Origin of the sequence: uncultured Roseobacter sp., assembly GCF_947499265.1 — a bacterium.
In the GTDB taxonomy this organism is placed as follows: domain Bacteria; phylum Pseudomonadota; class Alphaproteobacteria; order Rhodobacterales; family Rhodobacteraceae; genus Roseobacter.
The window spans coordinates 647,551-673,195 of the sequence record NZ_CANMNK010000002.1 but is presented as its reverse complement, the minus strand read 5'-3'; the positions used below and the strand labels follow the sequence as shown (position 1 = coordinate 673,195).

Below are 25,645 nucleotides of genomic sequence, written 5' to 3'. Positions count from 1 at the left end.
ATTTCCCCGATCAGCACGCCCTCTTTTGCAGGGCACTTCTACCGCCGCAGACAGCAGAAAAGAGCGATATTGAGGCTGACAGAAAGCCAGGTTCAACCGGACTTCATAATCAATATGACAATTTCAGGCGGGTAATGCCGCCAGAAGCGTATTAAGTGACGCGGGAGGGCGATTTCGCTGCTCTGCCCGCGCTATTCTTTAGGTAGATAATGACAGGTAACCGATACTCATGAGCAACGACCCCCTCGTCGTCTTTACCCCCTCGGGCAAACGCGGCCGTTTCCCGGCGGGAACCCCGATCCTGACGGCGGCGCGCCAGCTGGGCGTCGATCTTGATTCCGTCTGCGGCGGGCGCGGCATCTGTTCCAAGTGCCAGATCACCCCAAGCTATGGCGAATTTTCCAAACATGGCGTCACCGTGCACGACACGGCGCTGTCGGAATGGAACAAGGTGGAACAGCGCTACCAGGACAAACGCGGTCTGAAAGCAGGCCGCCGCTTGGGCTGCCAGGCCACGGTACAGGGCGATGTGGTGATCGACGTGCCCCCCGAAAGCCAGGTGCATAAACAGGTGGTGCGCAAACGCGCAGAGGCGCGCGAGATCGTGCTCGACCCCTCCACCAAGCTCTATTACGTCGAGGTCGCAGAGCCCGACATGCACGACCCCTCAGGCGATCTCGAACGGCTGCGCGATGCGCTTGAAAGCCAATGGGAGCTGGAGCACGTCACCGCCGATCTGCATATCCTGCAATCAATGCAACCCATTCTGCGCAAAGGCGACTGGAAGGTCACCGTGGCGGTGCATCTGGGCGACCGCGAAAACCGCCCGCGCATCATGAACATCTGGCCCGGCTACTACGATGGCACGGTTTACGGGCTGGCGGTCGATCTGGGCTCCACCACCATCGCCGCACATCTCTGCGATCTGCAAACCGGCGAGGTGCTGGCCTCCTCGGGCGTGATGAACCCGCAGATCCGCTTTGGCGAAGACCTGATGAGCCGCGTCTCCTATTCGATGATGAACGCCAAGGGGGCCGAAGAAATGACCCATGCGGTGCGCGAAGGCATGTGCGGGCTTTTCACCCAGATCGCCACCGAAGCAGCGATCGACAAGGAACTGATCGTCGATGCGGTTTTTGTCTGCAACCCGGTGATGCATCATCTGCTTTTGGGCATTGATCCCTTCGAGCTGGGCCAGGCCCCCTTTGCGCTGGCCACCAACAACGCGCTGCGCCTGCGGGCGGATGATCTGGAACTGAACATCCACCCTTCCGCGCGTATCTACCTACTGCCCTGTATTGCTGGCCATGTGGGTGCCGATGCTGCCGCCGTGGCCCTCTCCGAAGCCCCGGACAAATCCGATGATCTGGTGCTGGTCGTGGATGTGGGCACCAACGCGGAGATTCTGCTGGGCAACAAGGACAAGGTATTGGCCTGCTCCTCACCCACCGGCCCCGCCTTTGAGGGCGCGCAGATCAGCTCCGGCCAGCGCGCCGCGCCGGGGGCCATCGAACGCGTGGAGATTGACCCCGCCACCAAGGCCCCGCGTTTCAAGGTCATCGGCTCGGATCTGTGGTCGGATGAAGACGGCTTTGACGAGATGATCGCGACCACCGGTGTGACCGGCATCTGCGGATCCGGCATCATCGAGATGGTGGCCGAGATGCGTATCCATGGCATCGTGGATGCACCGGGATTGATCGGCTCACCGGAACAGACCGGGTCGGACCGCGTATTTCTGGACGGGCGCACCTATTCCTACCGGGTCTATGACGGCACGGCGTCGGGTGGTCCGTTGATCACCATCACCAACCGCGACATCCGCGAGATACAGATGGCCAAGGCGGCGCTCTATTCAGGCGCACGGCTGCTGATGGATAAATTCGGCGTCGACAAGGTGGACCGGGTGGTGCTCGCCGGGGCCTTTGGGGCGCATATCTCGACCAAACATGCGATGGTGCTGGGCATGATCCCGGACGCACCGCTGGACAAGGTCACCTCGGCAGGCAACGCCGCGGGCACCGGTGCACGGATCGCCCTGCTCAATACCGGCGCGCGCGCCGAGATCGAAGCCACCGTCGGCGCCATCCACAAGGTCGAAACCGCCATCGAGCCCCGGTTTCAGGAGCATTTCGTGAATGCTTCGGCCATTCCCAATGCGGTGGAGCCCTTCCCCATTCTCAATTCCATCGTGACCCTGCCGGAGGCTACCTTCAACACCGGCGGCGGTGGCGCGGATGATGGTGCGGGCGGCGGACGGCGCAGAAGGCGGCGCGCGTGACCTCTGCGAACGCCGATCAGGCGGAATTCTGGACCCATTCAGCGGGGCAAAAATGGGTCGAGCAACAGGAAATGCTGGATACGTTCATGCAACCGGTTCTGGACGGCGTCTTTGCGCGGGCAGACCTGCGGCCCGGCGCCCGCATCCTAGACATTGGCTGTGGCACCGGCGCCAGCACGCTGCAAGCCGCCGAAATGATCGGCGACACCGGATCTTTGTTCGGCGCGGATATTTCGCCCACGATGCTGGCCCACGCAGAGAAACGTGCCGCGGGCGTATCAAATGTGGTCTTTGAGGTCGCAGACGCCGCAGAGCATGATTTTCAGCCTGCGTCTTTTGACCATTTGATTTCGCGTTTTGGCGTGATGTTCTTTGCCGATCCGGTGTTGGCTTTTTCCAATCTGATCAAGGGGCTGAAACCGGGGGCGCCTGTGACGTTTGCCTCCTGGGGCCAGATTCCAAACAATCCCTGGTTCACCACCGCAGCGCAGGCGGCGAAGGCGCGGCTCGGCGCCCCACCCGCGGTAGACCCTGATGCGCCGGGCCCCTTTGCCTTTCGGGACGTGGACCGTGTCACACAGATTCTGTCAGAGGCGGGTTTTAATGAGATCAAGGCGGAGGTCGCCAGTCTCCACCTGACGCCACCCGGCACCCCTGCAGAAGTGGCGCGCATGGCGACAAGTGTTGGTCCCGCTGCGCGAACAGTTGACTATTTTCAGGGGAATGCCGCCGACAGCGCCGCGATTGCCGATCATGTTCAAGCTGCTTTTGCAGCCTATGAAACGGCGGAGGGCCTGCGGGTCCCGGCCGAAATCAACTACTTTCAGGCCCGCCGTCCAGCAGCCTGAGCACGCCCCTTGACGCTCCAGATCGAAAGCAATATCTGAGCCGTCAGAGCGCGGGTATGGTGAAAAGGTATCACGCGAGCTTCCCAAGCTTAAGTTACGAGTTCGATTCTCGTTACCCGCTCCAGCCCATTCCGATCAGTTGAGTGCGAAGGTCACACCAAAGGTCAGCACACCATCTGCGGAATCGCCGTCCGCTGGGATCAATTGGGTGAAGAAGTTGCGATACCGCGCCTGCAGACCCAGCAGCGGCACCACATCGCCAATGGCGTGGCTGAAACGGTCCCCTTCGCCGGGGTAGAGCGCCAGAGCACCAAAAATACCCACTTCGAATTCATCTGCCAGTTCCACGTCATACCCGATCGAGACCAGCGCGGAGACATTGGAATAGCTGTTCTGAAACAGGCCAACGCTGTAATCGAAGGTCTCCTGCTCCCACGTCAGGAAAACGCCGGGGTTGAACTCCCGGAAATCCTCCGACGCATTGAAATGCTCTGATCCCAGCAGAATGGACAGCCGATCCGGCCCTGCCAGTGCAGTGGTCGGCAATGCTGCCGCAAGAATGAGGGCTGTCAGTTTCATGGAATGTCTCCCGGTCGGATCAAGCGCAACACGTAAAAGGCGCACTCTGGTTGGCGATTAAATCTGTGGTTGAGATACTTCTACGCCAATTTTGCCAGACAGGGGTTAAATCTGACTTACTGCATCAATACGTTTCCAAACGTGTCCCGCAGGTCACGCTTCAAAACCTTGCCCGTGGCATTGCGGGGCAGAACATCGGTAAAGACAACCGTATCCGGGATCTGCCACTTGGCGATCTTGCCCTCGTAGATTGAAAGTATCTCCGCGACCTCAGGCTCCTGACCCTCGGATTTGACCGCGACCAGCACCGGGCGCTCATCCCATTTTTCGTGCCGCGCCCCGATCACAGCCGCATCCGCCAGTTGCGGATGGGCGATGGCGATGTTTTCCAACTCGACCGAACTGATCCATTCGCCTCCCGATTTAATGATGTCCTTGGACCGGTCACGGATCGACAAATAGCCATCGGGATCAAGGGTCGCGACATCGCCGGTGTTGAACCACCCCTCCTGCAGGGTTTCTTCGCGTGTGGAGCGGAAATAGGCGTCCAGAATAAACTGGCCGCGCACCACCAACTCACCTTGGGTCTCACCGTCATGCGGCAGCGGATTGCCCGCATCATCGACAATCGCCAGCTCCACGCCCCAGGGCGGACGGCCCTGATTTTCGCGCAGACGGTGCAGAGCGTCCAGCTCAAGGTCCATGTGTTTGGCCAGTGGCTGATTGACCGACCCGATGGGCGACATCTCTGTCATCCCCCAGGCATGGATCGTTTCCACGCCGTAACGCTCGCGGAAGGCCGCGATCATGGAGGGCGGGCAGGCAGAGCCCCCCACAACGGTTTTCTGCAGGCTTTCCAGCGTGCTACCTGCCTTTTCCGCCTCGCCCAGCAGCCCCAGCCAGATGGTCGGCACCCCCAGGGCCACGTTGATTTTATGGTGATCGATCAGGCCCACAAGCGACGGCCCGTCCAAGCCCGGTCCGGGCAAGACCACCCGTGCGCCGACCATGGCACAGGCATAGGGCGAGCCCCAGGCATTGACGTGGAACATCGGCACCACGGGCAGCACGACATCCATGGCCGAAAACCCGATGCTGTCAGCCAGATTGCAGGCGAAACTGTGCAGCACGGTCGAGCGATGTGAAAACAGCACCCCCTTGGGGTTGCCCGTGGTGCCGGAGGTATAGCAGAGACTTGAGGCGGTAAACTCATCGAACTGCGGCCAGAGGTAGCCCGCATCGCCCTGCGTCAGCAGATCATCATAGGCGATGATCCCGGGCAAGATGCGCGCGGCCTCACCGACCTCGGCTTCGAGCAACACGATGTGTTTCAAGCTGCTCAGCTTATCGCGGATCGCGGCGACCAGCGGCACAAAGGTGCTGTCGATAAACAGTACTTCATCCTCGGCGTGGTTGATGATGTAGACGAGTTGCTCCGGGAACAGCCGCGGGTTGATCGTATGGCAGACAAAGCCACCCCCCGACACGCCGAAATAGATCTCCAGATGGCGGCGGTTGTTCCACGCGATGGTGGCGCAGCGGGTTTGCGGGGCCAGCCCCAGATGGGTCAGCGCTGACGCCAACTGCCTGGAATTACGCCCCACCTGCCCCCAGGTCGTATGCTCTTCACCACCACCGGTATTGACGGAAATCACATCGGTGTCGCGATGGTAGCGCGCCGCATGATCAATGAGTGAAGAAATCAGTAGCGGCGCGGTCATCATCTGGCCAAGCATGGTCGTCTCCCGTTAGGTCCGGGTCGTCTTTTGCGCCATCGGCGTTTTGCGACCCTTGAGGGCATCGTGCACCCGCAACCCTGCGCTGACAAGTCTTGGCAAACATCGCGACAGGGCTTAGGGGCACTGTATGACCCTGCTCTACCACACGCCGCTCTCACCCGAAGACCAATCCAAGCTTGGCATCACGCCCCCGGCGCCGCTGGCCATGGCGGATAAGGTGCGTTTTTCCGAACTCGATGTGCTCAACCACGTCAACAACGCCGTTTACATGCATTGGTTTGAGCGGCTGCGCATCAAATACACGCAGGATTGGGGGCTGTCGCGCTATATGGGCGCGGGCACCGACCCGCGGATCGTGATCCGCTCCGGCCAGATCCATTACCGGCAGGAAATGCGGATGGACGAGGATTATGTCGTCACCTGCGGCTGCACGGGGTTTCGGACCACATCCTTTTCGCTGGCGCAAATGCTGTGGTCGGGTGGCACGCTGCGGGCGACATTCGACTGTGTGCTGGTGCTGCTGAACCCGGATGGTACCGGGCGCTACGAGATCCCCGCGTCGGTACGCAAGCGGTTCGAGGCTGTGGACGGCGCCACCCGCGACGTTTGAAAGCGGGGGCAGACCGTCTGTTCCAAATCTTACGCCTGATGCCGATGAATGAAATCCACCAACGCAGCAGTGGAGCCATCCTTGCCCTCTGTACCCGCCTGCCCGTCGATGACCGGCTGCAGCGAGGTTGCCAGTTCCTTACCCAGTTCAACCCCCCATTGATCGTAGGAATTGATGCCGAGAATGACCCCTTCTACAAACACGCGATGCTCATAGAGCGCCACGATCTGCCCCAGAACAAATGGGTCCAGCAAGGGATACGCCAGCGTCACGGAGGGGCGATTGCCGGTGAAGACCCGATGCCGCGCCTGTCTTTCCAGTTCATCGCCGGTTAACCCGGTGGCCGCCATTTTCGCGCGCGCCTCTTCCAGGCTGCGCCCGCGCATCAAGGCTTCCGATTGCGCCAGGCAGTTCGCGATCAGCAATTGATGGTGATGCGCCAGATCGGCCTCATGCCCCTCCGCCGCGATCATGAATTCACAGGGCACCACACGCGTACCCTGATGGATCAACTGGTAGAATGCATGCTGGCCATTGGTGCCCGCCGCACCCCAGACAATCGGGCCGCTGGACACCTCGACATCCGAGCCGTCCATCTGCACGCCCTTGCCATTGGATTCCATTTCGAGCTGCTGAAAATAATCGGGCAGACGCGTCAGGCGTTGATCATAAGGCAGAACCGCGCGGCTCGCATAACCACAGACCTGGGCGTGCCAGATACCCACCAGCGCCAGCAGCACCGGCAGGTTTTCCGACCATGCCGCGGCCCGAAAGTGCCGGTCCATCGCCTGCCCGCCGCGCAGAAAGGCATCAAACCCCTTGGGCCCAATCGCGATCATCAGCGACAAGCCAATGGGCCCCCACATGGAATACCGCCCCCCGACCCAATCCTCAAAACCAAAGACACGATCCGCAGGGATGCCGAAATCCCGCGTCTTCTCTTCCGCGGTGCTGAGCGCTGCGAACTGCGCCGCCGGATTGCCGCCGTGCTCCGCCATCCAGGCTTTGGCGGTCCGCGCGTTGGTCATGGTCTCAATCGTGGTGAAGGTTTTCGAGGCCACGATGACCAGCGTGGTTTTGGCGTCCAGCTCGCGCAGCGTATCGGCGATATGCGCACCATCGACATTGGAGACAAAATGACAGCGCGGCCCGTCATGGTAGGGCGACAGCGCCTGTACCGCCATGGCCGGGCCCAGGTCCGACCCGCCGATGCCGATGTTGACGACATCCGTGACGCCACTGCTCCGGATCTGATCAGCAAAGCCCCGCATGCGCTCCAGGGTTGCGTGCACCCCGGGCATCACGTCCTGCCCGTCCACCAGCACCGGCCCGCCGTCCAGATTGCGCAGGGCGGTGTGCAGGACAGCGCGCCCTTCGGTATCATTGATCGCCTCACCAGAGAACATCGCGTCGCGCTTTGCTGCCACGCCCGCCGCGTCCACCAGAGCCATCAGGGCATCGCGGATGTCGGTGTCAATGTTGGTTTTCGAATAGTCAAAGAGCATGTCGCCGGTCTGCGCACTGAAATCAGCCGCCCGGTCCGGCACCTCGAAGAGCGACAGGATCGGCCGCGTCTTGGTGGCGTCATAACGCGCATTCAACGCGGCCCAGTGATCGGTCAAGCGGCCCAATGCACCGTCCCCCCCTTGATCACCGCGCCAATGGGTGCGTCCAACGCTGGCAGGGTCATCGCCCGCTCAAAGGCGGCACGCTTTTCATCGCCGAAAATCACCAGATGCTTGTCCATCGCCCCATCCAGCGCCTGCGCGCTCAGCGTCACCCGCGCCTCGGGCTGGCTGTCAGGCGCCAGCGCGCAGATGAGAGGCGCATTGCGCGCCATCGCCGCCTCAAGGCCCGGCGCGTTGGGAAAGAGCGAGGCGGTGTGCATGTCTTCGCCCATGCCAAGCAGCAGCAGGGAAATCGGCACCTGGTCAGCAAGTGCCGCGGAGATCTCAGGCGCAGCCTCCGCGGCACTCATGCCATCGCGGTAATAGGAAATGAACTTTGCCTGTGCCGCGTGCCCGGTGAGCAGGCGTGATTTCACCAGTGCTGCGTTCGATCTGGCATGCGCCTCTGGCACCCAGCGCTCATCCGTCAGCATCACATGCACCCGGTCCCAATCGATCTCCACCGAGCTCATCGCGTCGAAAATCGGGCCCGGCGTGGTGCCGCCCGGCACGGCAAAACTGGCAAATTCATGCTGCAAAAGGCATTTGCGCAAATCGCTGGTCAGCGCGTGTGCCACGTTCATCACCGCCATATCACGGTCTGCATTCTCTATGAAATTCATGGGGTTACCTCCCGCCATTCCCGATCATCCCGACGCATCAGCTGTAGTGATGCATCCGGGCCTGCACTGTGACTATCGTAAGGTTTGGGCACATCGTTGCGGTTTGTCCATCCATCAATGATCGGATCGGTCCAGGCCCAGGCGGCTTCGACCTCATCACCGCGCATGAAGAGGGTCTGATTGCCCCGGATCACATCCATGATAAGGCGTTCATAGGCGTCGACGTTTTCGGCCCCATCGGGTCCCAGCGCATCGGCAAAGGTCATGTCCAGCGGGACATCCATCAGGCGCATGCCACCGGGCCCCGGTTCCTTGATGGTCACGCCCAGCTTGATCCCCTCGTTCGGCTGTAACCGGATGGAGAGCACATTGCGGTGCCGCCCCGCCTCCTCGCCAAAGATCGAGTGCGGCGTGTCCTTGAAAACAATCGAAATCTCGGAGGAGCGCGCGCAAAGGCGTTTGCCCGTGCGCAGATAAAATGGTGTGCCCGCCCACCGCCAGTTGGCGATATGACACTTCATCGCGATGAAGCTTTCGGTCTTTGACTTTGGATTTTCCACCGCCGTGCGGTAGTCCGGATGCTCCTCGGGGTCCTCCGGATCCGCCCCATACTGACCGCGCACGATGTGATGCGGCTCCACAGGTTCCAGGGCCCGGATCACTTTCAGCTTCTCGTCGCGGACCGCATCGGGGTCGAATCGCGCCGGCGGTTCCATCGCGATCAGGCACAAAAGCTGCATCAGGTGGTTTTGCACCATATCCCGCATCGCGCCCGATTTGTCGTAATACTCGCCACGCCCACCGACGCCCACGGTTTCAGCAACCGTAATCTGGATGTGATCAACAAACTGGCTGTTCCAGAGGGGTTCAAACAACATGTTGCCGAAGCGCACCGCCATCAGGTTCTGCACCGTTTCCTTGCCCAGGTAGTGATCGATCCGGTAAATCTGCCCCTCGTCGAAAAACGCTGCCAAGTCGCTGTTGAGTTGCCGTGCCGTGGTCAGATCGCGGCCAAAGGGCTTTTCAACCACAATACGGCTGTCGTGATCTGTCAGCCCATGATTGTTGAGCCGCTCCGCCAGATCGCCAAAAAGGCTGGGGCCGACGGAAAAGTAGAACGCGCGCACGACCTTATGCCGCATCTGCGCTGCCAGATCGCGCCAGCCGTTTTCCCCGCGCGCGTCGATGGCCACATATGAGAGCTTTTCCAGAAACGCAGACAGATTTTTGGCGTCCACCTTATGCCCATCGCTGAATTCGCCGATCGCCTCAGCGATCAGATCGCGGTAGCCTGCGTCATCCATCTCCGCCCGGGCAGCTCCAATCACCCGCGCCTCTTGCGGCATCTGACCCGCGCAAAACCGCCGAAACAGACCGGGCAAAATTTTCCGTCGCGCCAGATCTCCCGTGCCGCCAAAAATCACAAGGTCGAAAGGATCGACCGGAATTACGCGCGATACCATGTGAAATCATCCTGCTGTGCGGCGTCCCTCGGCCGCAGTTTTTGTTAGCGCAAACATGCCCTGATTTACACCCGATCACAAGAGCGTGCTCACCAGCGAAAAGCGGTTTTCTTGCCTTTATGTATCCCCTAGCACACATTCACGGCAATAAGAGACGAAGGGCGACGTACTTCATGAAAGATCTGGCACCGGCCAACGCAGGCAAGTTCATCGACCCTGAATGGACTGCAAAGGGCGAAAAACGCGCGACCGTCAGCCTCTCCGCGCCCAAGACACTTTGGTTCAACACCGGCACATTGTGCAACATCGCCTGCGTCAACTGCTATATCGAGAGCAGCCCCACCAACGACAAGCTGGTCTATATCTCTGCGGCGGAGGTCACCGACTATCTGAACCAGATCGAGGACCGCAATTGGCCCGTCACGGAAATTGCCTTTACCGGCGGTGAGCCGTTCATGAACCCCGAAATGATTGAAATCACGCGGGTTTCGCTGGAGCGTGGCTATGACGTCCTGATCCTGACCAATGCCATGCGTCCGATGATGCGGCGCGCCATGCAGGACGGTCTGGTGGCGCTGAACAAGGCGTTTCCCGGCAAATTGACCCTCCGGATCTCAGTGGATCACTACGACGCCGGCCTGCATGACGCAGAGCGTGGCATGGGCGCGTTTGATAAAACGTTGACCGGCATGAAGTGGCTGCGGGACAATGGTTTCCGGATGGCCGTGGCCGGGCGCTCCATCATGGCCCACGGCGAGGCGGAAAGCCGCGCAGGCTACGCCGCTTTTTATGCCCGTCACGGCTTTGACATCGACGCGCAGGATCCTGCCATGACCGTGCTGTTCCCGGAAATGGACGAAACGGTCGAGGTGCCGGAGATCACAACTTCCTGCTGGAGCATCCTGAACAAATCCCCCGATGCGCTGATGTGCGCGTCGTCCCGCATGGTGGTCAAACGCAAAGGCGATGCGCGGCCTGTTGTGCTGGCCTGTACCTTGTTGCCCTATTCGCCAGAATTCGAGCTGGGCGCAACCCTGGAAGCGGCCGAAGGGGATGTGGCGCTGAACCATCCGCATTGCGCAAAGTTCTGCGTGCTGGGCGGTGCAAGCTGCTCCGCCTGAACGGTTTAGTGCAGGGTAAACTCGCCGGTGACATTGCGCCACTCACCCGCACCGATCATCTTGCGGTGGGTAAAGCGCACTGAATGCAACGGCCCTTCGATCTCTGACTGCCAGAATTCGACGAATTTAAACAGTTTGGGATGGTCCGGTGCGATGTCATATTCCTGCCAGACAAAGGTATTCAGCACATGCGTATAATCGGGCATATGATAGAAGAATTCCGCCGTGGTCAGGCCGTACCCTTTCAACATCAGTTCGGTCTCAGATAGGGGCATTTCTCGTCCTCTTGACTGCTACATTTCACCAGAATGCCACGAACAAATTACTTTTCAATGAAAACAATGTACTAGCACTTTATGCTTGCGGCTGCCAACTGCGCGCAAACTGAGGGATTGCACCTTATATGTCCCCTCTGATAAGGTTAATCCACAAGATATAGACCCTGCGGCAAAGATGGGCAGCATACGTGAGCGACACACCACAACCCCCTGAAAATGATGATGAAATGACGCCAGAGCGGCCCGCTTACGATGGTCCGTCTGTCAGCATCGAGCATGAGATGCGCACATCCTACCTCGATTATGCGATGTCGGTCATTGTCAGCCGTGCAATCCCGGATCTGCGCGACGGATTGAAGCCGGTGCACCGCCGGATCCTCTTTGCGATGCATGAAACCGGCAACAGCCACGACAAGGCGTACCGCAAATCCGCGCGGCCTGTGGGGGATGTGATGGGTCAATACCATCCGCACGGGGACAGCGCGATCTACGATGCGCTGGTGCGGATGGCGCAGGATTTCTCCATGTCGCTGCCGTTGCTGGATGGTCAGGGCAACTTCGGCTCGATGGACGGCGATAACCCTGCCGCGATGCGCTACACCGAAGTGCGCATGGACAAGCCCGCCGCCTACCTGCTGGCGGATATCGACAAGGATACGGTCGATTTTCAGGACAATTATGACGGCAAGCAGCAGGAGCCGACCGTGCTCCCTGCCCGCTTTCCCAATATGCTCGTCAATGGCGCGGGCGGCATCGCCGTGGGGATGGCGACCAACATCCCGCCGCACAACCTCGGTGAGGTGGTCGATGCCACGCTGGCGCTGATCGAAGAGCCCGATCTGACCTCCGAACAACTCATTGAATACGTCCCGGGCCCCGATTTCCCCACCGGCGGCATCATGCTGGGCCGGTCCGGCGCGCGCAAAGCGTACCTTGAGGGCCGCGGATCGGTCATCGTTCGGGCAAAAACGCGTATCGAAGAGCTGCGCAAGGACCGTTGGGCCATCGTCGTGGACGAGATCCCCTATCAGGTCAACAAGTCCACCATGATCGAAAAGATCGCGGAACAGGTGCGCGACAAGAAGATCGAGGGCATCGCCCATGTTCAGGACGAATCCGATCGCAATGGCGTGCGGGTTGTGGTCGAGTTGAAACGCGATGCCACGGCGGAGGTGGTTTTGAACCAGCTCTATCGTTTCACGCCGATGCAGACCTATTTCGGCTGCAACATGCTGGCGCTGAACGGCGGGCGGCCGGAACAGCTGACCCTGCGCAAGTTCCTCACCTATTTCATCGACTTCCGCGAGGATGTCGTGGCCCGGCGCACCGCGTATCTCTTGCGCAAAGCGCGGGAACGCAGTCATATCCTCTGTGGTCTGGCCGTCGCCGTGACCAATATCGACGAGGTGGTGGCGACCATCCGCGCTTCCGCCGACGCCGCCGAAGCACGCGAGAAGCTGATGACCCGGCGCTGGCCCGCCGCGCAGATCCTTGATTACATCGCGCTCATTGACGATCCGACCCACACCGCCAATGACGACGGCACCTATAACCTCTCCGAGGCGCAGGCGCGCGCCATTCTGGAGCTGCGTCTGCAGCGTCTCACGCAGATCGGCGTCAAGGAGGTCACCGACGAACTGGAAGAGCTGGCCGGTAAGATCAAGGAATACCTCGAAATTCTGGGCTCGCGCGACCGGATCATGGGCATCATCGCGGATGAGCTGCGCGAAGTGCGCGAGCTTTTCGCCGTGCCGCGCCGGACGGAGATTGTCGACTGGTCCGGTGACATGGCCGACGAAGATCTGATCGCGCGCGAAGATATGGTCGTGACCGTGACCTCCGGCGGCTACATCAAGCGCACGCCTCTGGCCGATTTCCGCAGCCAGCGCCGCGGTGGCAAGGGTCTGGCGGGCATGCAGACCAAGGAAGAGGACGTGGTCACCACGCTCTTCGTGGCGAACACGCATACGCAGCTGTTGTTCTTCACCACAGACGGGATGGCCTACAAGCTCAAGACCTGGCGCTTGCCGCAAGGCGGTCGCACGTCGAAGGGCAAAGCGATTGTGAATATCCTGCCGATTCCACCCGGTGTGTCGATTGCCGCGATCCTACCGATTGACCGCGACGAGGAAGATTGGTCCGAGTTGCAGATCGTGTTCGCGACCTCCGCAGGCACGGTCCGCCGCAATGCGCTCAGCGATTTCACCAATGTGAAATCCAACGGCAAGATCGCGATGAAGTTCGAAGAGGAACACGCCAACACCACCCTCATTAACGCGCGCATCGCCTCGCCGGATGAGGATGTGATGCTGGTCACCGCCTCTGGCCGGGCGATCCGCTTCCCCTCGACGGATGTACGCGTGTTCAATTCGCGCAGTTCGGTGGGCGTACGGGGCGTCAAGCTGACCGGTCAGGACAAGGTCGTGTCCATGTCCATCATCCGCCACTTTGATGCCACCTCCGACGAACGCGCTGCCTATCTCAAAATGCGCCGGGCCATGGCCGGGCTGGCCGATGATGCGGACAGCGCGGCGGCGGATGAAGACGAAGCCAGTGCCAACGCCACGATCAGCCCCGAGCGCTATGCCGAGATGTCCGCGGCGGAAAACCTGATCCTGACGCTGACGGCGAGCGGGTCGGGCAAGCTCAGTTCCAGCCATGACTATCCTGTGCGCGGACGCGGGGGCATGGGCGTGCAGGCCATGGACAAGGCGATGCGCGGCGGTCAGCTCGTCGCCAGCTTCCCCGTCGAGATGGACGATCAGATCATGCTGGCCACCTCCAAGGGCCAGTCGATCCGGGTGCCTGTCGATGGCATTTCCTTCCGCTCCAGATCCGCGGGCGGTGTCAAAGTCTTCGACACAGGCAAGGGCGAAGAGGTCGTCAGCGTGGCCTGGATCGCCGATCAGGGCGATGCCGAAACTGGTACAGAAGACGAGGCTTAACCGCTTTTCAACAGTTTGACGGCACCATTGCGCATAAAGCTGTGCGAGGTGACCGGATGAATATCTATTGCTGCATGATCACGTTGAAAGACGATGCAAAGGCCCTGCTCTTTGCCAAGGCGCTGGATGAGTGGCTGGGGCATCTGAGCACCGCCGGGGTGATCGGTGAGTGGCGCCTGATGCGGCGCAAACTTAACCTGGCCGCAGACTGCTATCGTGATTTCATGCTGGAGATCGAAGTGGATGGTCTGGCGCAACTGGATGACGCCTTCCGGTTGACCGGTGCGCATGACGACGATGTCGCGGAAAAGCATCGCGCTGTGAACGATCTGATCGCGACAGCTGAGTTCGCGCTCTACCGCCCCTACCCGGATATGGAGCGGGCGGAGCGCATGGCGCTTCTCTGACGTTCAAAGACCGTAAATGCCGGTGAATTTTTCCTTCAGATAGGCCAGCAGTGGTGCCTCGGAAGGCTCAGCCCCGCGCGCATTGGCAATGACTTCCCGGGGCTCATAGAGCCCTCCGTGGGTCTGCACGTTTTCCCGCAGCCAGGTCGTGGCTCCAGACGTATCGCCCTGCGCCAGCTGCCCATCCAGATTTGGCAGCGCCGCGCGCATCGCTTCATGCAGGCAACCGGCGTAGACATTGCCAAGACTATATGTCGGGAAATAGCCAAAGAGACCAACAGACCAATGCACATCCTGCAGCACACCGTTTGAGGGCTTGTCGACAGCAAATCCGAAGTCCGCCGCAAAGCGGTCGTTCCAGGCGGCTTCAAGATCACTGACCTGCAAGTCCCCCGACATCAACGCACGCTCCAGATCAAAACGCAGCAGAACATGCAGGTTGTACTGCAGCTCATCCGCTTCGGTGCGGATATAGCCATCCGACACACGGTTTACGCTGGCATAAAACGCGTCTTCATCGGCGATGCCGAAATCGCCAAAGGCATCACGCATCTCCCCATAAAGCCACCCGGTAAAGGCGCGGCTGCGCCCGATCTGGTTTTCGTAGATGCGGCTTTGGCTTTCGTGCACGCCCATTGACACCCCCTCGCCCAGCGGCGTCAGCAGATAATCGCGATGAATGTTCTGCTCATAGGCGGCATGGCCAACCTCATGAATTGTCGAGTAAAAACAGTTGAACGGATCTTCGGGGTTGGTCCGGGTGGTGATGCGCACATCAAGGCCAGACCCCGAACTGAACGGATGCACGGCCTTGTCGACGCGCCCATGTGTCATGTCGTAGCCGAAAGCCTTGGCCAGCTTGCGTGTCAGTTTCATCTGCGCCGCTTCATCGAAGGTGCCGGTCAGTTGCGCCGGGGCCTCCGCCGCCAGAACCGCCGCCCGCAGTACAGAAAGCTCCGGGCGCAACGCGCCGAACATCGCCTCCAACTGCGCGCCCGTGGTCCCGGGCTCATAATCGGCCAGCATGGCATCATAGATGTCACCGCCATTGGCCAGCGCCTGCCCCTCTTCGCGTTTAAGCTTGATCACCTCCTCAAGCGTTGGCGCGAAGGCCGCAAAATCATCCGCCGCGCGCGCCTCCGCCCAAGTGCCTTGCGCTTGTGATGTGACGCGGGCGATTGTCGCGGCCAAAGCTGCCGGCACTTTGCTGGCGCGGTCATGACTGCGCCTGATGTGACGCAATTGCGCTTTGGCCACGCCGTCCAGCTCTTCGGTTTCCAGCGCGTTCAGCCAATCCGCAACCTTGGGGTCGATCCGGCGCGCGTGCAGGACGCTGGCGATCGCCGCGCATTCTTCCCCCCGCTGCGGGGCCGCACCGCGCGGCATCATCGTTTCCTGATCCCATTCCAGACGCCCGGCGATCAGCGACAGCGCCTGGGTTTCGCGGGCAAAGGCCATCAGATTTTCGTAGGCAGTCATATGGAAGGTCCTCTCAGGGATGTGGCAATGGGATAGCCGCTCAGGAAGCGCGCCCGCAGGATCAGGACCCACAGGATGACGGCCATCAGCTGGTGGACCAAGGCGATGTGCGCCGGTGCGCCATAAAGGACGGTCGCGATGCCGATGACGATTTGCAGGGCCATCGCCGCAAGCACAGCGTTAAAGGCAAACCGCGTGTTTGCATGTGACGACTTGCGCCCCCGCAGCCAGACCACCACGGCAAAAGCCGCCAACAGATACCCGGTGACCCGGTGAATGAATTGCACCAGCCCCGGACTTTCAAAGAAGTTGCGCCAAAGAGGCTCAAGGGTGAAGGCGCTTGCAGGTAGGATCTGCCCGCCCATCAACGGCCAGTCGGTGTAGCTGCGCCCGGCATCGATGCCCGCGACCAGCGCACCGATGAGAATTTGCAGAAAGGCGAAGTGCAAGAGCCCCGTGGACAGGCCCCACTGCTTTGCTTCTTTCGCGCGCCGCGCTTGCATGAGGTCCCGGGCGCTGCGCCCCAATTCCATCACATACCAGGCAATGAACCCCAGGATCACGAAGGCCAGGCCAAGGTGCGTCGCCAGACGGTAGCTGGCCACATCCGTGGTGCCTTCACCTTGTGTCACGCCCGATGACACCATCCACCAGCCAATGGCCCCCTGCGCGCCGCCAAGCGCGCCCAGCCAGAGCAGTTTCGGGGTCCAGCCCGTGGGGATCTGACGCCGGATCGCGAACCAGCCGAAGCCCAAAGCCCAAACCACACCGATCACGCGCCCAAGCTGACGATGCCCCCATTCCCACCAGTAAATGACTTTGAAATCATCCAGTTGCATCCATTGGTTCTGGATGCGGAATTCGTCGATGGCTTGATATTTGGCGAACTCAGCCTCCCATTCCGCGACCGACATCGGCGGCAGCGCCCCGGTGATCGGGCGCCATTCGGTGATGCTGAGCCCGCTGTCGGTCAACCGGGTCAACCCGCCCACGGCAATCATGATAAACACCAGCGCAAAGAGCATCATCAGCCAGACGCGAATAGCCCCGCGCGCACCGCCATGGCCCTGATCGATCAGTCCCGGCCGCGTGACCGGCCGGGCCGCATCGGCACTGTCTACCTCTTCAAAGAGCTTGCGCTTGCTGCTCATGTCTGCGTCCTTGTCATCCTTCGCGCTGCATACCTAGAACCTGTGGCCGGGCAGGTCCAGCGCGTCTAGTCGTCGCGCGTTTTCCAGCGGATCAATTGCCGCATCATGCCGTGCATCATTTGCACATCCGCACGGGTCAAAGGCATCCGGCTCCACATGTTGCGCAGGTTCGTCCGCATCGACTGGGCCTTGTGATCAGGAAAGAAGAACCCGGCCTCTTCCAGCCGATCCTGATAATGATTGGCAAGATGCTCAACCTCGATGGCCTCGGCCCACTCCGTCCCCGCCATTTCCGTGGTCTGATGCGTTACATCGCCGACGGCACGCATCCATTCGTACCCTACCAGCAGCACACATTGCGCGAGGTTCAGAGAGGCAAACTGCGGATTGACCGGTACGGAGATGATGGCATTCGCTCGCGCGATATCCTCGTTCTCCAGCCCGGCACGCTCCGGCCCGAAAAGTACGGCAACCCGTTGACCTTGTGCGACTTTCTCCGACGCAAGGCGCATCGCTTCTTCCGGGCTGAAGATCGGTTTGGTCAGATCCCGCGCCCGCGCCGTCGTTGCAAAAACAAACGCACAGTCACCAATAGATGTGGCCAGATCCTCACTCACCCGGGCCTCGTCCAGCAACCGCCCGGCACCGCTGGCCATGGCCACGGCATTCTGGTTGGGCCAGCCATCGCGGGGGGCAACAATGCGCATCCTGTCGAGGCCAAAATTCCACATCGCGCGCGCAGCAGCACCGATGTTTTCGCCCATCTGCGGGCGCACCAGCACAAAGGCCGGGATCTGCGGTTGTTCAACAGGCTCGCTCATAAAGGCCTCATACGTCGCCCCCCGCCTGCTCGCAACCGCGCGCGCTTTCTCTTGGCCAAAAATATCCTCGCCGAAGGCATTAAAGTTTTCATTTCCCAACGCTTGCGCTACTGCTCTGCGCAGACTTCCGAAGGACCCCGCCCATGGACACGCCCGAACAGCCGCAGCTTTACCTGATCACCCCCGCCGAGTTTGAGTTAAGCAGCTTTCCCGACGTGCTGGCTGCGGTGCTGGATGCACATCCTGTTGCCTGTGTGCGCCTTTCCATGGCCACCCGGGATGAAGATCGCCTGTCTCGCGCGGCGGACGCTTTGCGCGAGATCACCCATGCCCGCGACATCGCGCTGGTCCTGAGCGATCACACCTTGCTCTCTGACCGTCTGGGCCTCGATGGCGTGCACCTGACGGATGCCGCCCGATCCGTCCGTGACACCCGCAAAGCGCTTGGCGACGAGGCCATCGTCGGCTGTTTCTGCGCCACCTCACGCCACGATGGCATGACCGCGGGGGAAGCAGGCGCCGACTATGTGAGCTTCGGCCCGGTGCAGGCCTCCAGCCTCGGCGATGGCAGTTTTGCCGAAATCGACCTCTTCCAGTGGTGGTCCGAGGTCATCGAAGTGCCCGTGGTGGCCGAAGGGGCGCTCGACGAAAACATGATGCGCACCCTCGCCCCCTTCACCGACTTCTTTGGCCTCGGTGACGAGATCTGGCACGCGGAGAACCCGAGCCAGGCCCTTGGCACTTTGATCGCGGCCATGGGCTGAGCCGTTACAGGAACACGCGCTCCACAAACCAATAAGCGCCGACAGCGGCAATCACACAGGACGCCGGGACGGCAATCCGAGATCGATACCATTCCTTGCGCGCAAACCATCCGACCGCAGCAAAGGCGATCGCGATCACGGTCAGCTGGCCGATTTCGACCCCGATGTTGAAGCCGATCAATGCTGGCACAAACTGACCATCCGGCAGACCGAACTCGCCTAGCACGGAGGCAAAGCCCAACCCGTGCAACAGCCCAAAAGCGAAAATCACCACCGGTCGCCACGGGTTGAGGCCAGAGGTAAAGATGTTCTCAACCGCCACAAACACAATCGACGCCGCGATCAACGGCTCCACAAGCCCCGGATTAATCTTCACGAGCCCCAGAGCCCCAAGGGCCAGCGTCACGGTATGTGCCAACGTGAAGGCGCTGACCTGCCAGACCAGCGGGCGCAATTTGGTGCTGAGAAAGAACAGCCCCAGCACAAACAGGATATGGTCGAGGCCTTTGGGCAGAATGTGATCGAAGCCCACAGGGATATAGGCCAGAAACGCCCCCATCAGGCTCTGCGCACCACCACCGCCAAAGGCAATCGCCGGGCTGCTTTCACCCCCGGCAAGATAGCCGGTAAAGGGCTCCTCGACCCCTTGCTGCCGCAACACCAGCGCACCGGATCCCTTGGGCCAATTCACGGTGATCGCGCTGGCCGTATCAGGCATTTGCGCCGTCAACCGCAGCAATGATATGCGCGGAAGCTCTGCGCTCAGGTCGTCCGGCACCTCCACGCTCGTTATTCCGAATGCGAGCGGCGCACTGCTCTCGGCCAGGGGCACCGTGTTCCAGAATTCAACCAACTGCGGCACCCGTGCTGCCAGATCGGCACCTGAGAGGCCCCGCAGGGTCGTGTAGGTCTCACCGGCGGCATCGTCATCGGTGTTCTCCGCGACATCCAGATCGACCCCGGCAAGGAAGGCCTCAAGATTAATCCGGAAATCCAGCACCACGCTTTGCCCATCCACAACTGTCAGATCGGCAATGGTCGGTACCAGTTCATGCGCCATCGCGCGCGTTAGGGATGCCCAGGCACCAGCGGTTGACAACGCCAGCAAAAGCAACAGCTTTGTCACAAGGGTTCTGAAGGATGAAGTCATCATGCTCTCTCGACTTTTAATAATTATGCTACTGCTAACTGGTACGTCAGCGGTTAGCCATGAGTTTTGGATTGAGCCAAAAAAATATCAAGTTGAACCGGGCGCGGCGCTGGTGGCCAACCTGCGCAATGGTGAAAATTTCAAAGGTATTGCGCTGGCGTGGTTCGAAAATCGCTTTACCCGATTTGAAATGGCCCAAGGTAATGCACTGCTCCCGGTCGAAGGCCGCATTGGCGACACGCCCGCCTTGGCCACGACCGCGCCAGATGAGGGGTTGCTGGTCATTCTGCATGAAACGGCCCCCTCTTCGCTGACCTATAAGACGTGGGAAAAATTCCTGACCTTTGCAAAACACAAGGATTTCCCGAATGCGGCAGCGGATCACGCGGCCGCCGGTTGGCCCCAGCAGGATTTCCGGGAAAGCTACACGCGCCATGCCAAATCCCTGATGGCCGTCGGTGACGGTCTGGGGGCGGACCGCGCTTATGGGCTGGCCACAGAATTTGTCGCGCTGACCAACCCCTATGATCCGGGCTTTGACGGTCAGATGCAGGTGCGCGTTGACTACCAGGGGGCGCCACGCCCTGACGCGCAGATCGAAGTCTTTGACCTCTCACCCGACAATCAGGTCACCGTTACCCTCACCCGCACGGACGACAGGGGCGAGGCCACCATCCCGGTCACCCCCGGTCACAGCTACCTCTTTGACGCCGTTGTCCTGCGCCCCAGCGATGCCGCTGGCAGCTCCGAGCGTGCGCCGGTCTGGGAAACCCTTTGGGCGGCGCTGACATTCGCGGTACCGGGCTGACACGCCCTTGAACCCGCTGGGTTTCCCGGTCACAAGACATTCATGACAATGACACCTGATATTCTCTGCATCGGCTCCGTGCTCTGGGACGTCATTGGCCGATCGGCCAGCGCGATGCGTCAGGGGTCGGATGTGCCGGGGCGCATCACCCGCCTGCCGGGTGGCGTGGCCATGAATATCGCGATGACGCTGGCGCGGTTCGGGCTGACCCCGGCGCTGCTGACGGCCATTGGCCGGGATGAGGAAGGGGATGAATTGATCTCTGCCTGTGCGGCGCGCGGGATGATTACCGAGACGGTGTACCGCTCCGACGATCTGCCCACCGATGTCTATATGGCTGTCGAGGGCGCTAATGGGTTGATCGCGGCCATTGCGGATGCCCATTCGTTGGAAGCCGCAGGGGCCAAAATCCTCTCACCGTTGTCGGATGGGCGGCTGGCCACAGTGGACGCCCCCTACACCGGATTGGTCGCACTGGATGGCAACCTGACCCTCAATCTGCTCAGCGACATCGCCCGCAGTCCGTTGCTGGCGCAGGCGGATCTGCGTGTCGCCCCCGCTTCGCCCGGCAAGGCAGAACGCCTCGCGCCCTTTGTGCAATCAGGGCGCGGCACGCTATATGTGAACCTCGAAGAGGCCAGCCTGCTTTGCCAGCGCAGTTTCGACACCTCGCGCAGTGCGGCAGAAGGCCTGCTTGCACGCGGCGCTGCGCGGGTGCTGGTGACCGATGGGGGGGCGGACGCAACCGAAGGACGACAAGACGGCCTGCTGACCCAAACCCCACCGCACGTCCTGGTGACCCGCGTGACAGGCGCAGGGGACACCTTCATGGCCGCCCATATCGCCGCCGACGCCACCGGTGCCAATGCCGAAGACGCCCTGCGCCGCGCCCTGCAGGCCGCCGCCACCTATGTATCTGGAGAGACCGCCCTATGACTGCCCTGCCGATGATCCATTCAACCGAAGTGGCCGCTGCCAAGGCCGCCGGCAAACCCATCGTTGCGCTGGAAAGCACCATCATTACCCACGGCATGCCCTATCCACAAAACCTGGAAGTGGCGCGGCAGGTGGAAAATGACATTCGCGCCGCGGATGTCACGCCCGCAACCATCGCCGTCATCGATGGCACGCTGCACATTGGTCTGGACGATGCGCAACTGCAGCTGCTCGCCCAGGCCAAGGGGGTGGCCAAACTCTCCCGCGCGGATCTGGCCGCCTGTATGGCGACCGGCGGCACCGGCGCCACAACCGTGGCCGCAACGATGATCGCGGCCCATCTGGCCGGTATCCAGGTTTTCGGCACGGGCGGGATTGGCGGTGTGCACCGCGGTGCGGAAAACAGCTTCGACATCTCCGCAGACCTGATGGAGCTTGCGCAGACCCCGGTGACCGTGGTTGCCGCGGGCGCCAAGGCCATTCTGGACGTCGACAAGACGCTGGAAGTGCTGGAAACTCAGGGCGTGCCGGTGATCGCTGTTGAGCAAGACGCATTCCCCGCCTTCTGGAGCGCCACATCCCCTTTCAAGGCGCCGCTGCGCATGGATACGCCCGCAGAAATTGCCCGGGCGCATCATATGCGGGGTCAGTTGGGGCTGCCGGGCGGCCAATTGGTCGCGAACCCAATCCCCTTGGACGATGAGATCCCCGCACCGACCCTTGCCCCCATCATCGCACAAGCTCAGAAAGACGCCGATTCCCATGGCATCCGGGGCAAGGCCGTGACACCCTATTTGTTGCAGCGTATTTTTGAGCTGACCGAGGGCCGCTCGCTCACCGCCAACATTGCGCTGGTGCGCAACAATGCCCGGCTTGCGGCTAAAATTGCAGCGGAACTGATGGCCCTCTCCCGCGATACGGGAAATTGAACACGTGACCCGCCAAAGCCATTGTGAAGCAGTGGGATTGCGCCTACCTACGAGGCACGTCAGTAGAGATGCGTTATGAATACTCCGTTTGATCCAGAGCCCGCCACCCCAAGACGCAGCTTGTTCAGCGCTTTGCGCGCATCCTTTCTGACCGGTCTTGTTGTCATCGCCCCCGTGGGGCTGACCATCTGGTTGATCTGGTCGGTTGTGGGCTGGATCGACGGCTTTGTGCTGCCGCTCGTGCCCGGATCCTACCAGCCTGACCGCGTGTTGCAGGACTGGCTCGGCCTCGATCCGGAAATCCAGATCAACATCCGCGGTATCGGCGTTGTGATCTTTTTGATCTTCACGGTGATTGTCGGCTGGATGGCCAAAGGCTTCATCGGCCGGTCCTTCATCCGCTTTGCCGAAAGCCTGGTGGAGCGCACCCCCGTGGTGCGGTCGATCTATTCCGGCATCAAGCAGATCTCGGAAACCGTTTTTGCCCAATCCGAACGGAGCTTTGAAAAAGCCTGCCTGATCGAATATCCGCGCCGCGGCATCTGGGCCATCGGGTTCATTTCAACCGGCACCAAGGGCGAAATCGCCGCGCGGGCGAATAATGCCGAACCCATGGTCAGCATTTTCGTCCCGACAACGCCCAACCCGACATCCGGTTTTTTGCTGTTTTTCCCATCGAAGGACATCATCGAGCTGGACATGACCGTCGAAGACGCCGCCAAACTGGTGATCTCCGCAGGCCTCGTCTATCCCAACGGCAAAGACCCCACCGAGCCTCCCGGAAACGGCGCGTAACCTACTGGAACATATCCACCAGATCGACCGAGCTACACTTGCCCAGGTCGTTTTTGTGATGTGTTAGGAAGGCATCCGCCGCCTTCTGACCGGCGGATTTCAGACGTGACAGGGTAAAGGGTGTCGGCACCAGCTTGGTCGCCACTGATAACTCGTTCATCAACGCATCATCGGCCACCATATGGATCAGCACGCGGCTCTTTTGTTCGGTCGTAAGGGCACCACGCTCCAGCAGACGCTGCACAAACTCGATGGCGCGCAACTCCCGCAGCAAGGAGGAATTGAAACTGATCTCATTGATCCGGTTCTGGATCGCCTGCGCCGTGCGCGGCAATTCCGTCCGCTCCAGCGGATTGATGTTGATAATCAAAATGTCATCGGGCAGCGACGGATTAAACAGCGGGAACAGCGCCGGATTACCGGTATAGCCCCCGTCCCAGAAGGCCTCGCGCATGCCGGTCTCCGCATCCTCCACCTCAACCGCCTGAAACACCGTCGGCAGACAGGCAGAAGCCAGAATGGCATCGGTGCCGATTTCACTGTCCTTGAACACCCGCACCTTGCCGTTGCGCACACGTGTGGCACAGATGAAGAGGCACGGCCCCTTTCCGCCTTCCTCATGCACCGCATCGAAATCGAACTGCTCGACAATCGATCGCAGGGGGTTGTTGTAAAACGGCCCGTACGCATAAGGTGACACCGCGCGCGACCAGGCATCTGCCGCCATCACCGGCCAAGAATACTCCAGCGCCTGACTGAAATCACCCAGCGAAAACGGCAGCATCCAGGCCGGCAGTTGCAAATCCGGACGGGCACCAACCTCGCGCCAGAGCCAATCCAGCCGATCCCGCGCGCCCTGCCGCCCGCCCTCGATCATACCGGCCTTGAGCGCCGCGCCATTGAGCGCGCCCGCCGATGTCCCGGAAATGGCCGCGATATGAATACCCTCTTCGCAAAGCAACCGATCCAGCACCCCCCAGGTAAAGGCGCCATGCGCACCACCGCCCTGCAGGGCCAGGTTGATTTTCTTGACCGCCATCTCCGCTCCTTCACCCATTGGTTTCTTCTGGCTGGAAATATCCCCGCCGGAGGCATTAAACCTCTTACAGCGCCGTCCACCCGCCATCGACACTGATGGTTGTCCCGGTGATTTGTGCAGCTGCATCTGAACACAGGAAGGTGGCGGTGCCGCCCATTTGCTCCACCGTCGCAAATTCCTTCGACGGCTGACGCGTGAGCATCACATTCTCGATCACCTCTTCGCGGCTCATGTCGTATTCTTTCATCGTGTCCGGGATCTGCTTTTCAACGATGGGTGTCAGCACATAACCGGGGCAGATCGCATTGGCGGTGATCGGCTCCTTCGCGGTTTCCAGAGCGGTCGTCTTGGTCAGCCCGACCACCCCGTGTTTGGCCGCAATATAGGCGGCCTTGTAGGGGGACGCCGTGAGCCCATGCGCGGAGGCGATGTTGATCACCCGACCCCAACCAGCCGACCGCATCATCGGCAAGGCGATGGCCGTGGTGTGGAAAGCCGACGACATGTTGATGGCAATGATCGCATCCCACTTTTCCACCGGGAACTCCGGGATGGCGGCCACATGCTGGATCCCGGCGTTGTTGACCAGAATATCGCAGCGCCCGGCCTCTTCGATCAGACGGCGGCATTGGTCGCCCTTCGACATATCCGCCTGAATGTAGCGCGCGGTCACACCCGCCTCATCTGCGACCTGCTGCGCCAACGCGTGATCTTCCTCGGCATCGGTAAAGGAATTCAACACCACATGCGCGCCCGCGCGGGCCAGTTCCCAGGCGATCCCCAGCCCGATGCCGGAATTTGATCCGGTGATGACGGCGGTCTTCCCTGCCAATGAAATTTCATATGCCATGAAACTTGATCCTTCCTGTCTGAGCAAATGCTGCGTTGCACACATCATGCATTGCTGCGACTGCAAAGGAAACGCTCTTTTCGCAGGTCTGACCGATCCGGTGGTTGTGCGCCCAGGGGCGGGCTGCAACCCTGACCAGAAGATGGGCAAGTTTGCGGGGGCCAAAAAAAACGCCTGCACAAGGCAGGCGTTAAGTTATTGAGGCAGGTTTCATACAGGCAAGAAACCTATCGAGCAGTGACCTCTTTATAAGCAATCTCACGCCGCAGTCCAAGCTAAAAGTTTGATAAGACGTAAATACCTCGGTAGTCTGAGACCCAAGAAAACAAGGGCAGCAGGAGATTGTCTCCAAAATGGGTACT

Annotated in this window: 23 protein-coding genes and 1 tRNA gene; 12 read left to right on the top strand and 12 right to left on the bottom strand. The window is 60.6% G+C overall.

Annotated elements, in window-relative coordinates:
• Positions 1-229: 229 nt before the first annotated feature.
• The 3 genes from Q1A63_RS07940 to Q1A63_RS07930 all read left to right on the top strand — a co-directional run bounded on the left by Q1A63_RS07940 (position 230) and on the right by Q1A63_RS07930 (position 3,253).
• Positions 230-2,281, top strand: coding sequence for an ASKHA domain-containing protein (locus Q1A63_RS07940; RefSeq protein WP_298969618.1), 2,052 nt, complete (start codon positions 230-232; stop codon positions 2,279-2,281).
• A complete protein-coding gene (locus Q1A63_RS07935) occupies positions 2,278-3,129 on the top strand; it encodes a methyltransferase domain-containing protein (RefSeq protein ID WP_298969619.1) in 852 nt (283 codons plus the stop codon). Before Q1A63_RS07940 ends, Q1A63_RS07935 begins: the two co-directional genes overlap by 4 nt.
• A gap of 50 nt (positions 3,130-3,179) precedes the next feature.
• Positions 3,180-3,253: transfer RNA gene (locus Q1A63_RS07930), tRNA-Gly, on the top strand.
• A gap of 11 nt (positions 3,254-3,264) precedes the next feature.
• On the opposite strand, the gene Q1A63_RS07925 is transcribed toward Q1A63_RS07930, so the two are convergent.
• Positions 3,265-3,708 carry a hypothetical protein gene (locus Q1A63_RS07925; protein WP_298969620.1) on the bottom strand — a complete coding sequence of 148 codons (444 nt, stop codon included), beginning with the start codon at positions 3,706-3,708 and terminating at the stop codon, positions 3,265-3,267.
• Between the two features lie 116 nt (positions 3,709-3,824).
• Complete coding sequence (locus Q1A63_RS07920) at positions 3,825-5,444, bottom strand: long-chain-fatty-acid--CoA ligase (protein WP_298969621.1); 1,620 nt, start codon at positions 5,442-5,444, stop codon at positions 3,825-3,827.
• 130 nt (positions 5,445-5,574) lie between these two features.
• Here Q1A63_RS07920 and Q1A63_RS07915 point away from each other — a divergent pair, with 130 nt between their 5' ends.
• Positions 5,575-6,057 (top strand): thioesterase family protein, encoded by a 483-nt coding sequence (locus tag Q1A63_RS07915; RefSeq protein ID WP_298969622.1) that lies wholly within the window; start codon positions 5,575-5,577, stop codon positions 6,055-6,057.
• Between the two features lie 29 nt (positions 6,058-6,086).
• Here the strand turns inward: Q1A63_RS07915 and pgi are convergent, their stop codons facing one another.
• From pgi to zwf, 3 genes are read right to left on the bottom strand one after another with little or no spacing between them, the layout of a single operon-like run.
• On the bottom strand, positions 6,087-7,679 hold the full coding sequence (gene pgi / locus Q1A63_RS07910; RefSeq protein WP_298970454.1) for a glucose-6-phosphate isomerase: 1,593 nt from the start codon (positions 7,677-7,679) through the stop codon (positions 6,087-6,089).
• A complete protein-coding gene (gene pgl / locus Q1A63_RS07905) occupies positions 7,676-8,347 on the bottom strand; it encodes a 6-phosphogluconolactonase (RefSeq protein WP_298969623.1) in 672 nt (223 codons plus the stop codon). Before pgl ends, pgi begins: the two co-directional genes overlap by 4 nt.
• Complete coding sequence (gene zwf / locus Q1A63_RS07900) at positions 8,344-9,810, bottom strand: glucose-6-phosphate dehydrogenase (protein WP_298969624.1); 1,467 nt, start codon at positions 9,808-9,810, stop codon at positions 8,344-8,346. Before zwf ends, pgl begins: the two co-directional genes overlap by 4 nt.
• Before the next feature lie 173 nt (positions 9,811-9,983).
• On the opposite strand from zwf, the gene Q1A63_RS07895 reads away from it, so the two are divergent.
• Positions 9,984-10,931, top strand: coding sequence for a radical SAM protein (locus tag Q1A63_RS07895; RefSeq protein WP_298969625.1), 948 nt, complete (start codon positions 9,984-9,986; stop codon positions 10,929-10,931).
• Between the two features lie 5 nt (positions 10,932-10,936).
• Here Q1A63_RS07895 and Q1A63_RS07890 read toward each other — a convergent pair whose 3' ends face one another.
• A complete protein-coding gene (locus tag Q1A63_RS07890; protein WP_298969626.1) occupies positions 10,937-11,206 on the bottom strand; it encodes an usg protein in 270 nt (89 codons plus the stop codon).
• A gap of 230 nt (positions 11,207-11,436) precedes the next feature.
• On the opposite strand from Q1A63_RS07890, the gene gyrA reads away from it, so the two are divergent.
• Together gyrA and Q1A63_RS07880 are read left to right on the top strand one after the other, a co-directional pair.
• Entirely contained in the window at positions 11,437-14,154 is a 2,718-nt protein-coding gene (gyrA, locus tag Q1A63_RS07885; RefSeq protein WP_298970456.1) for a DNA gyrase subunit A, read from the top strand.
• Between the two features lie 56 nt (positions 14,155-14,210).
• The gene (locus Q1A63_RS07880; RefSeq protein ID WP_298969627.1) at positions 14,211-14,561 is read left to right on the top strand and encodes a DUF6614 family protein; all 351 of its coding nucleotides are present in this window, start codon (positions 14,211-14,213) and stop codon (positions 14,559-14,561) included.
• A 3-nt stretch (positions 14,562-14,564) separates the two neighbouring features.
• Here Q1A63_RS07880 and Q1A63_RS07875 read toward each other — a convergent pair whose 3' ends face one another.
• The 3 genes from Q1A63_RS07875 to Q1A63_RS07865 form a co-directional block, all read right to left on the bottom strand.
• Complete coding sequence (locus tag Q1A63_RS07875) at positions 14,565-16,040, bottom strand: carboxypeptidase M32 (RefSeq protein WP_298969628.1); 1,476 nt, start codon at positions 16,038-16,040, stop codon at positions 14,565-14,567.
• Positions 16,037-17,191, bottom strand: a complete 1,155-nt coding sequence (ctaA, locus tag Q1A63_RS07870) for a heme A synthase (RefSeq protein ID WP_298969629.1) — start codon at positions 17,189-17,191, stop codon at positions 16,037-16,039. The genes Q1A63_RS07875 and ctaA overlap by 4 nt, the downstream gene beginning before the upstream one ends.
• 65 nt (positions 17,192-17,256) lie before the next feature.
• Positions 17,257-18,012 carry an RNA methyltransferase gene (locus tag Q1A63_RS07865; protein ID WP_298969630.1) on the bottom strand — a complete coding sequence of 252 codons (756 nt, stop codon included), beginning with the start codon at positions 18,010-18,012 and terminating at the stop codon, positions 17,257-17,259.
• Between the two features lie 143 nt (positions 18,013-18,155).
• Here Q1A63_RS07865 and Q1A63_RS07860 point away from each other — a divergent pair, with 143 nt between their 5' ends.
• Positions 18,156-18,776, top strand: coding sequence for a thiamine phosphate synthase (locus Q1A63_RS07860; protein ID WP_298969631.1), 621 nt, complete (start codon positions 18,156-18,158; stop codon positions 18,774-18,776).
• A gap of 4 nt (positions 18,777-18,780) precedes the next feature.
• Here the strand turns inward: Q1A63_RS07860 and Q1A63_RS07855 are convergent, their stop codons facing one another.
• Positions 18,781-19,926 (bottom strand): HupE/UreJ family protein, encoded by a 1,146-nt coding sequence (locus Q1A63_RS07855; protein ID WP_298970458.1) that lies wholly within the window; start codon positions 19,924-19,926, stop codon positions 18,781-18,783.
• A 25-nt stretch (positions 19,927-19,951) separates the two neighbouring features.
• Here Q1A63_RS07855 and Q1A63_RS07850 point away from each other — a divergent pair, with 25 nt between their 5' ends.
• The 4 genes from Q1A63_RS07850 to Q1A63_RS07835 all read left to right on the top strand — a co-directional run bounded on the left by Q1A63_RS07850 (position 19,952) and on the right by Q1A63_RS07835 (position 23,394).
• Complete coding sequence (locus tag Q1A63_RS07850) at positions 19,952-20,734, top strand: DUF4198 domain-containing protein (RefSeq protein ID WP_298969632.1); 783 nt, start codon at positions 19,952-19,954, stop codon at positions 20,732-20,734.
• Between the two features lie 42 nt (positions 20,735-20,776).
• The gene (locus Q1A63_RS07845) at positions 20,777-21,670 is read left to right on the top strand and encodes a PfkB family carbohydrate kinase (protein ID WP_298969633.1); all 894 of its coding nucleotides are present in this window, start codon (positions 20,777-20,779) and stop codon (positions 21,668-21,670) included.
• Positions 21,667-22,599: a pseudouridine-5'-phosphate glycosidase gene (locus Q1A63_RS07840; protein ID WP_298969634.1), complete on the top strand. Its 933-nt coding sequence runs from the start codon at positions 21,667-21,669 to the stop codon at positions 22,597-22,599. The genes Q1A63_RS07845 and Q1A63_RS07840 overlap by 4 nt, the downstream gene beginning before the upstream one ends.
• A gap of 75 nt (positions 22,600-22,674) precedes the next feature.
• Entirely contained in the window at positions 22,675-23,394 is a 720-nt protein-coding gene (locus Q1A63_RS07835; protein ID WP_298969635.1) for a DUF502 domain-containing protein, read from the top strand.
• Between the two features lies 1 nt (position 23,395).
• Here the strand turns inward: Q1A63_RS07835 and Q1A63_RS07830 are convergent, their stop codons facing one another.
• Positions 23,396-24,433, bottom strand: coding sequence for a patatin-like phospholipase family protein (locus Q1A63_RS07830; RefSeq protein WP_299631165.1), 1,038 nt, complete (start codon positions 24,431-24,433; stop codon positions 23,396-23,398).
• Between the two features lie 64 nt (positions 24,434-24,497).
• Positions 24,498-25,283 (bottom strand): 3-hydroxybutyrate dehydrogenase, encoded by a 786-nt coding sequence (locus Q1A63_RS07825; protein WP_298969637.1) that lies wholly within the window; start codon positions 25,281-25,283, stop codon positions 24,498-24,500.
• Positions 25,284-25,645: the final 362 nt, after the last annotated feature.

Bases quoted from the DNA above. Each gene is read 5' to 3' on its own strand.
- Q1A63_RS07940 (WP_298969618.1), top strand. From the start codon at position 230: ATGAGCAACGACCCCCTCGTCGTCTTTACCCCCTCGGGCAAACGCGGC.
- Q1A63_RS07925 (WP_298969620.1), bottom strand. From the start codon at position 3,708: ATGAAACTGACAGCCCTCATTCTTGCGGCAGCATTGCCGACCACTGCA.
- Q1A63_RS07920 (WP_298969621.1), bottom strand. From the start codon at position 5,444: ATGCTTGGCCAGATGATGACCGCGCCGCTACTGATTTCTTCACTCATT.
- Q1A63_RS07915 (WP_298969622.1), top strand. From the start codon at position 5,575: ATGACCCTGCTCTACCACACGCCGCTCTCACCCGAAGACCAATCCAAG.
- pgl (WP_298969623.1), bottom strand. From the start codon at position 8,347: ATGAATTTCATAGAGAATGCAGACCGTGATATGGCGGTGATGAACGTG.
- zwf (WP_298969624.1), bottom strand. From the start codon at position 9,810: ATGGTATCGCGCGTAATTCCGGTCGATCCTTTCGACCTTGTGATTTTT.
- Q1A63_RS07895 (WP_298969625.1), top strand. From the start codon at position 9,984: ATGAAAGATCTGGCACCGGCCAACGCAGGCAAGTTCATCGACCCTGAA.
- Q1A63_RS07890 (WP_298969626.1), bottom strand. From the start codon at position 11,206: ATGCCCCTATCTGAGACCGAACTGATGTTGAAAGGGTACGGCCTGACC.
- gyrA (WP_298970456.1), top strand. From the start codon at position 11,437: ATGACGCCAGAGCGGCCCGCTTACGATGGTCCGTCTGTCAGCATCGAG.
- Q1A63_RS07880 (WP_298969627.1), top strand. From the start codon at position 14,211: ATGAATATCTATTGCTGCATGATCACGTTGAAAGACGATGCAAAGGCC.
- Q1A63_RS07875 (WP_298969628.1), bottom strand. From the start codon at position 16,040: ATGACTGCCTACGAAAATCTGATGGCCTTTGCCCGCGAAACCCAGGCG.
- ctaA (WP_298969629.1), bottom strand. From the start codon at position 17,191: ATGAGCAGCAAGCGCAAGCTCTTTGAAGAGGTAGACAGTGCCGATGCG.
- Q1A63_RS07865 (WP_298969630.1), bottom strand. From the start codon at position 18,012: ATGAGCGAGCCTGTTGAACAACCGCAGATCCCGGCCTTTGTGCTGGTG.
- Q1A63_RS07860 (WP_298969631.1), top strand. From the start codon at position 18,156: ATGGACACGCCCGAACAGCCGCAGCTTTACCTGATCACCCCCGCCGAG.
- Q1A63_RS07855 (WP_298970458.1), bottom strand. From the start codon at position 19,926: ATGACTTCATCCTTCAGAACCCTTGTGACAAAGCTGTTGCTTTTGCTG.
- Q1A63_RS07850 (WP_298969632.1), top strand. From the start codon at position 19,952: ATGCTACTGCTAACTGGTACGTCAGCGGTTAGCCATGAGTTTTGGATT.
- Q1A63_RS07845 (WP_298969633.1), top strand. From the start codon at position 20,777: ATGACAATGACACCTGATATTCTCTGCATCGGCTCCGTGCTCTGGGAC.
- Q1A63_RS07840 (WP_298969634.1), top strand. From the start codon at position 21,667: ATGACTGCCCTGCCGATGATCCATTCAACCGAAGTGGCCGCTGCCAAG.
- Q1A63_RS07835 (WP_298969635.1), top strand. From the start codon at position 22,675: ATGAATACTCCGTTTGATCCAGAGCCCGCCACCCCAAGACGCAGCTTG.
- Q1A63_RS07830 (WP_299631165.1), bottom strand. From the start codon at position 24,433: ATGGCGGTCAAGAAAATCAACCTGGCCCTGCAGGGCGGTGGTGCGCAT.
- Q1A63_RS07825 (WP_298969637.1), bottom strand. From the start codon at position 25,283: ATGGCATATGAAATTTCATTGGCAGGGAAGACCGCCGTCATCACCGGA.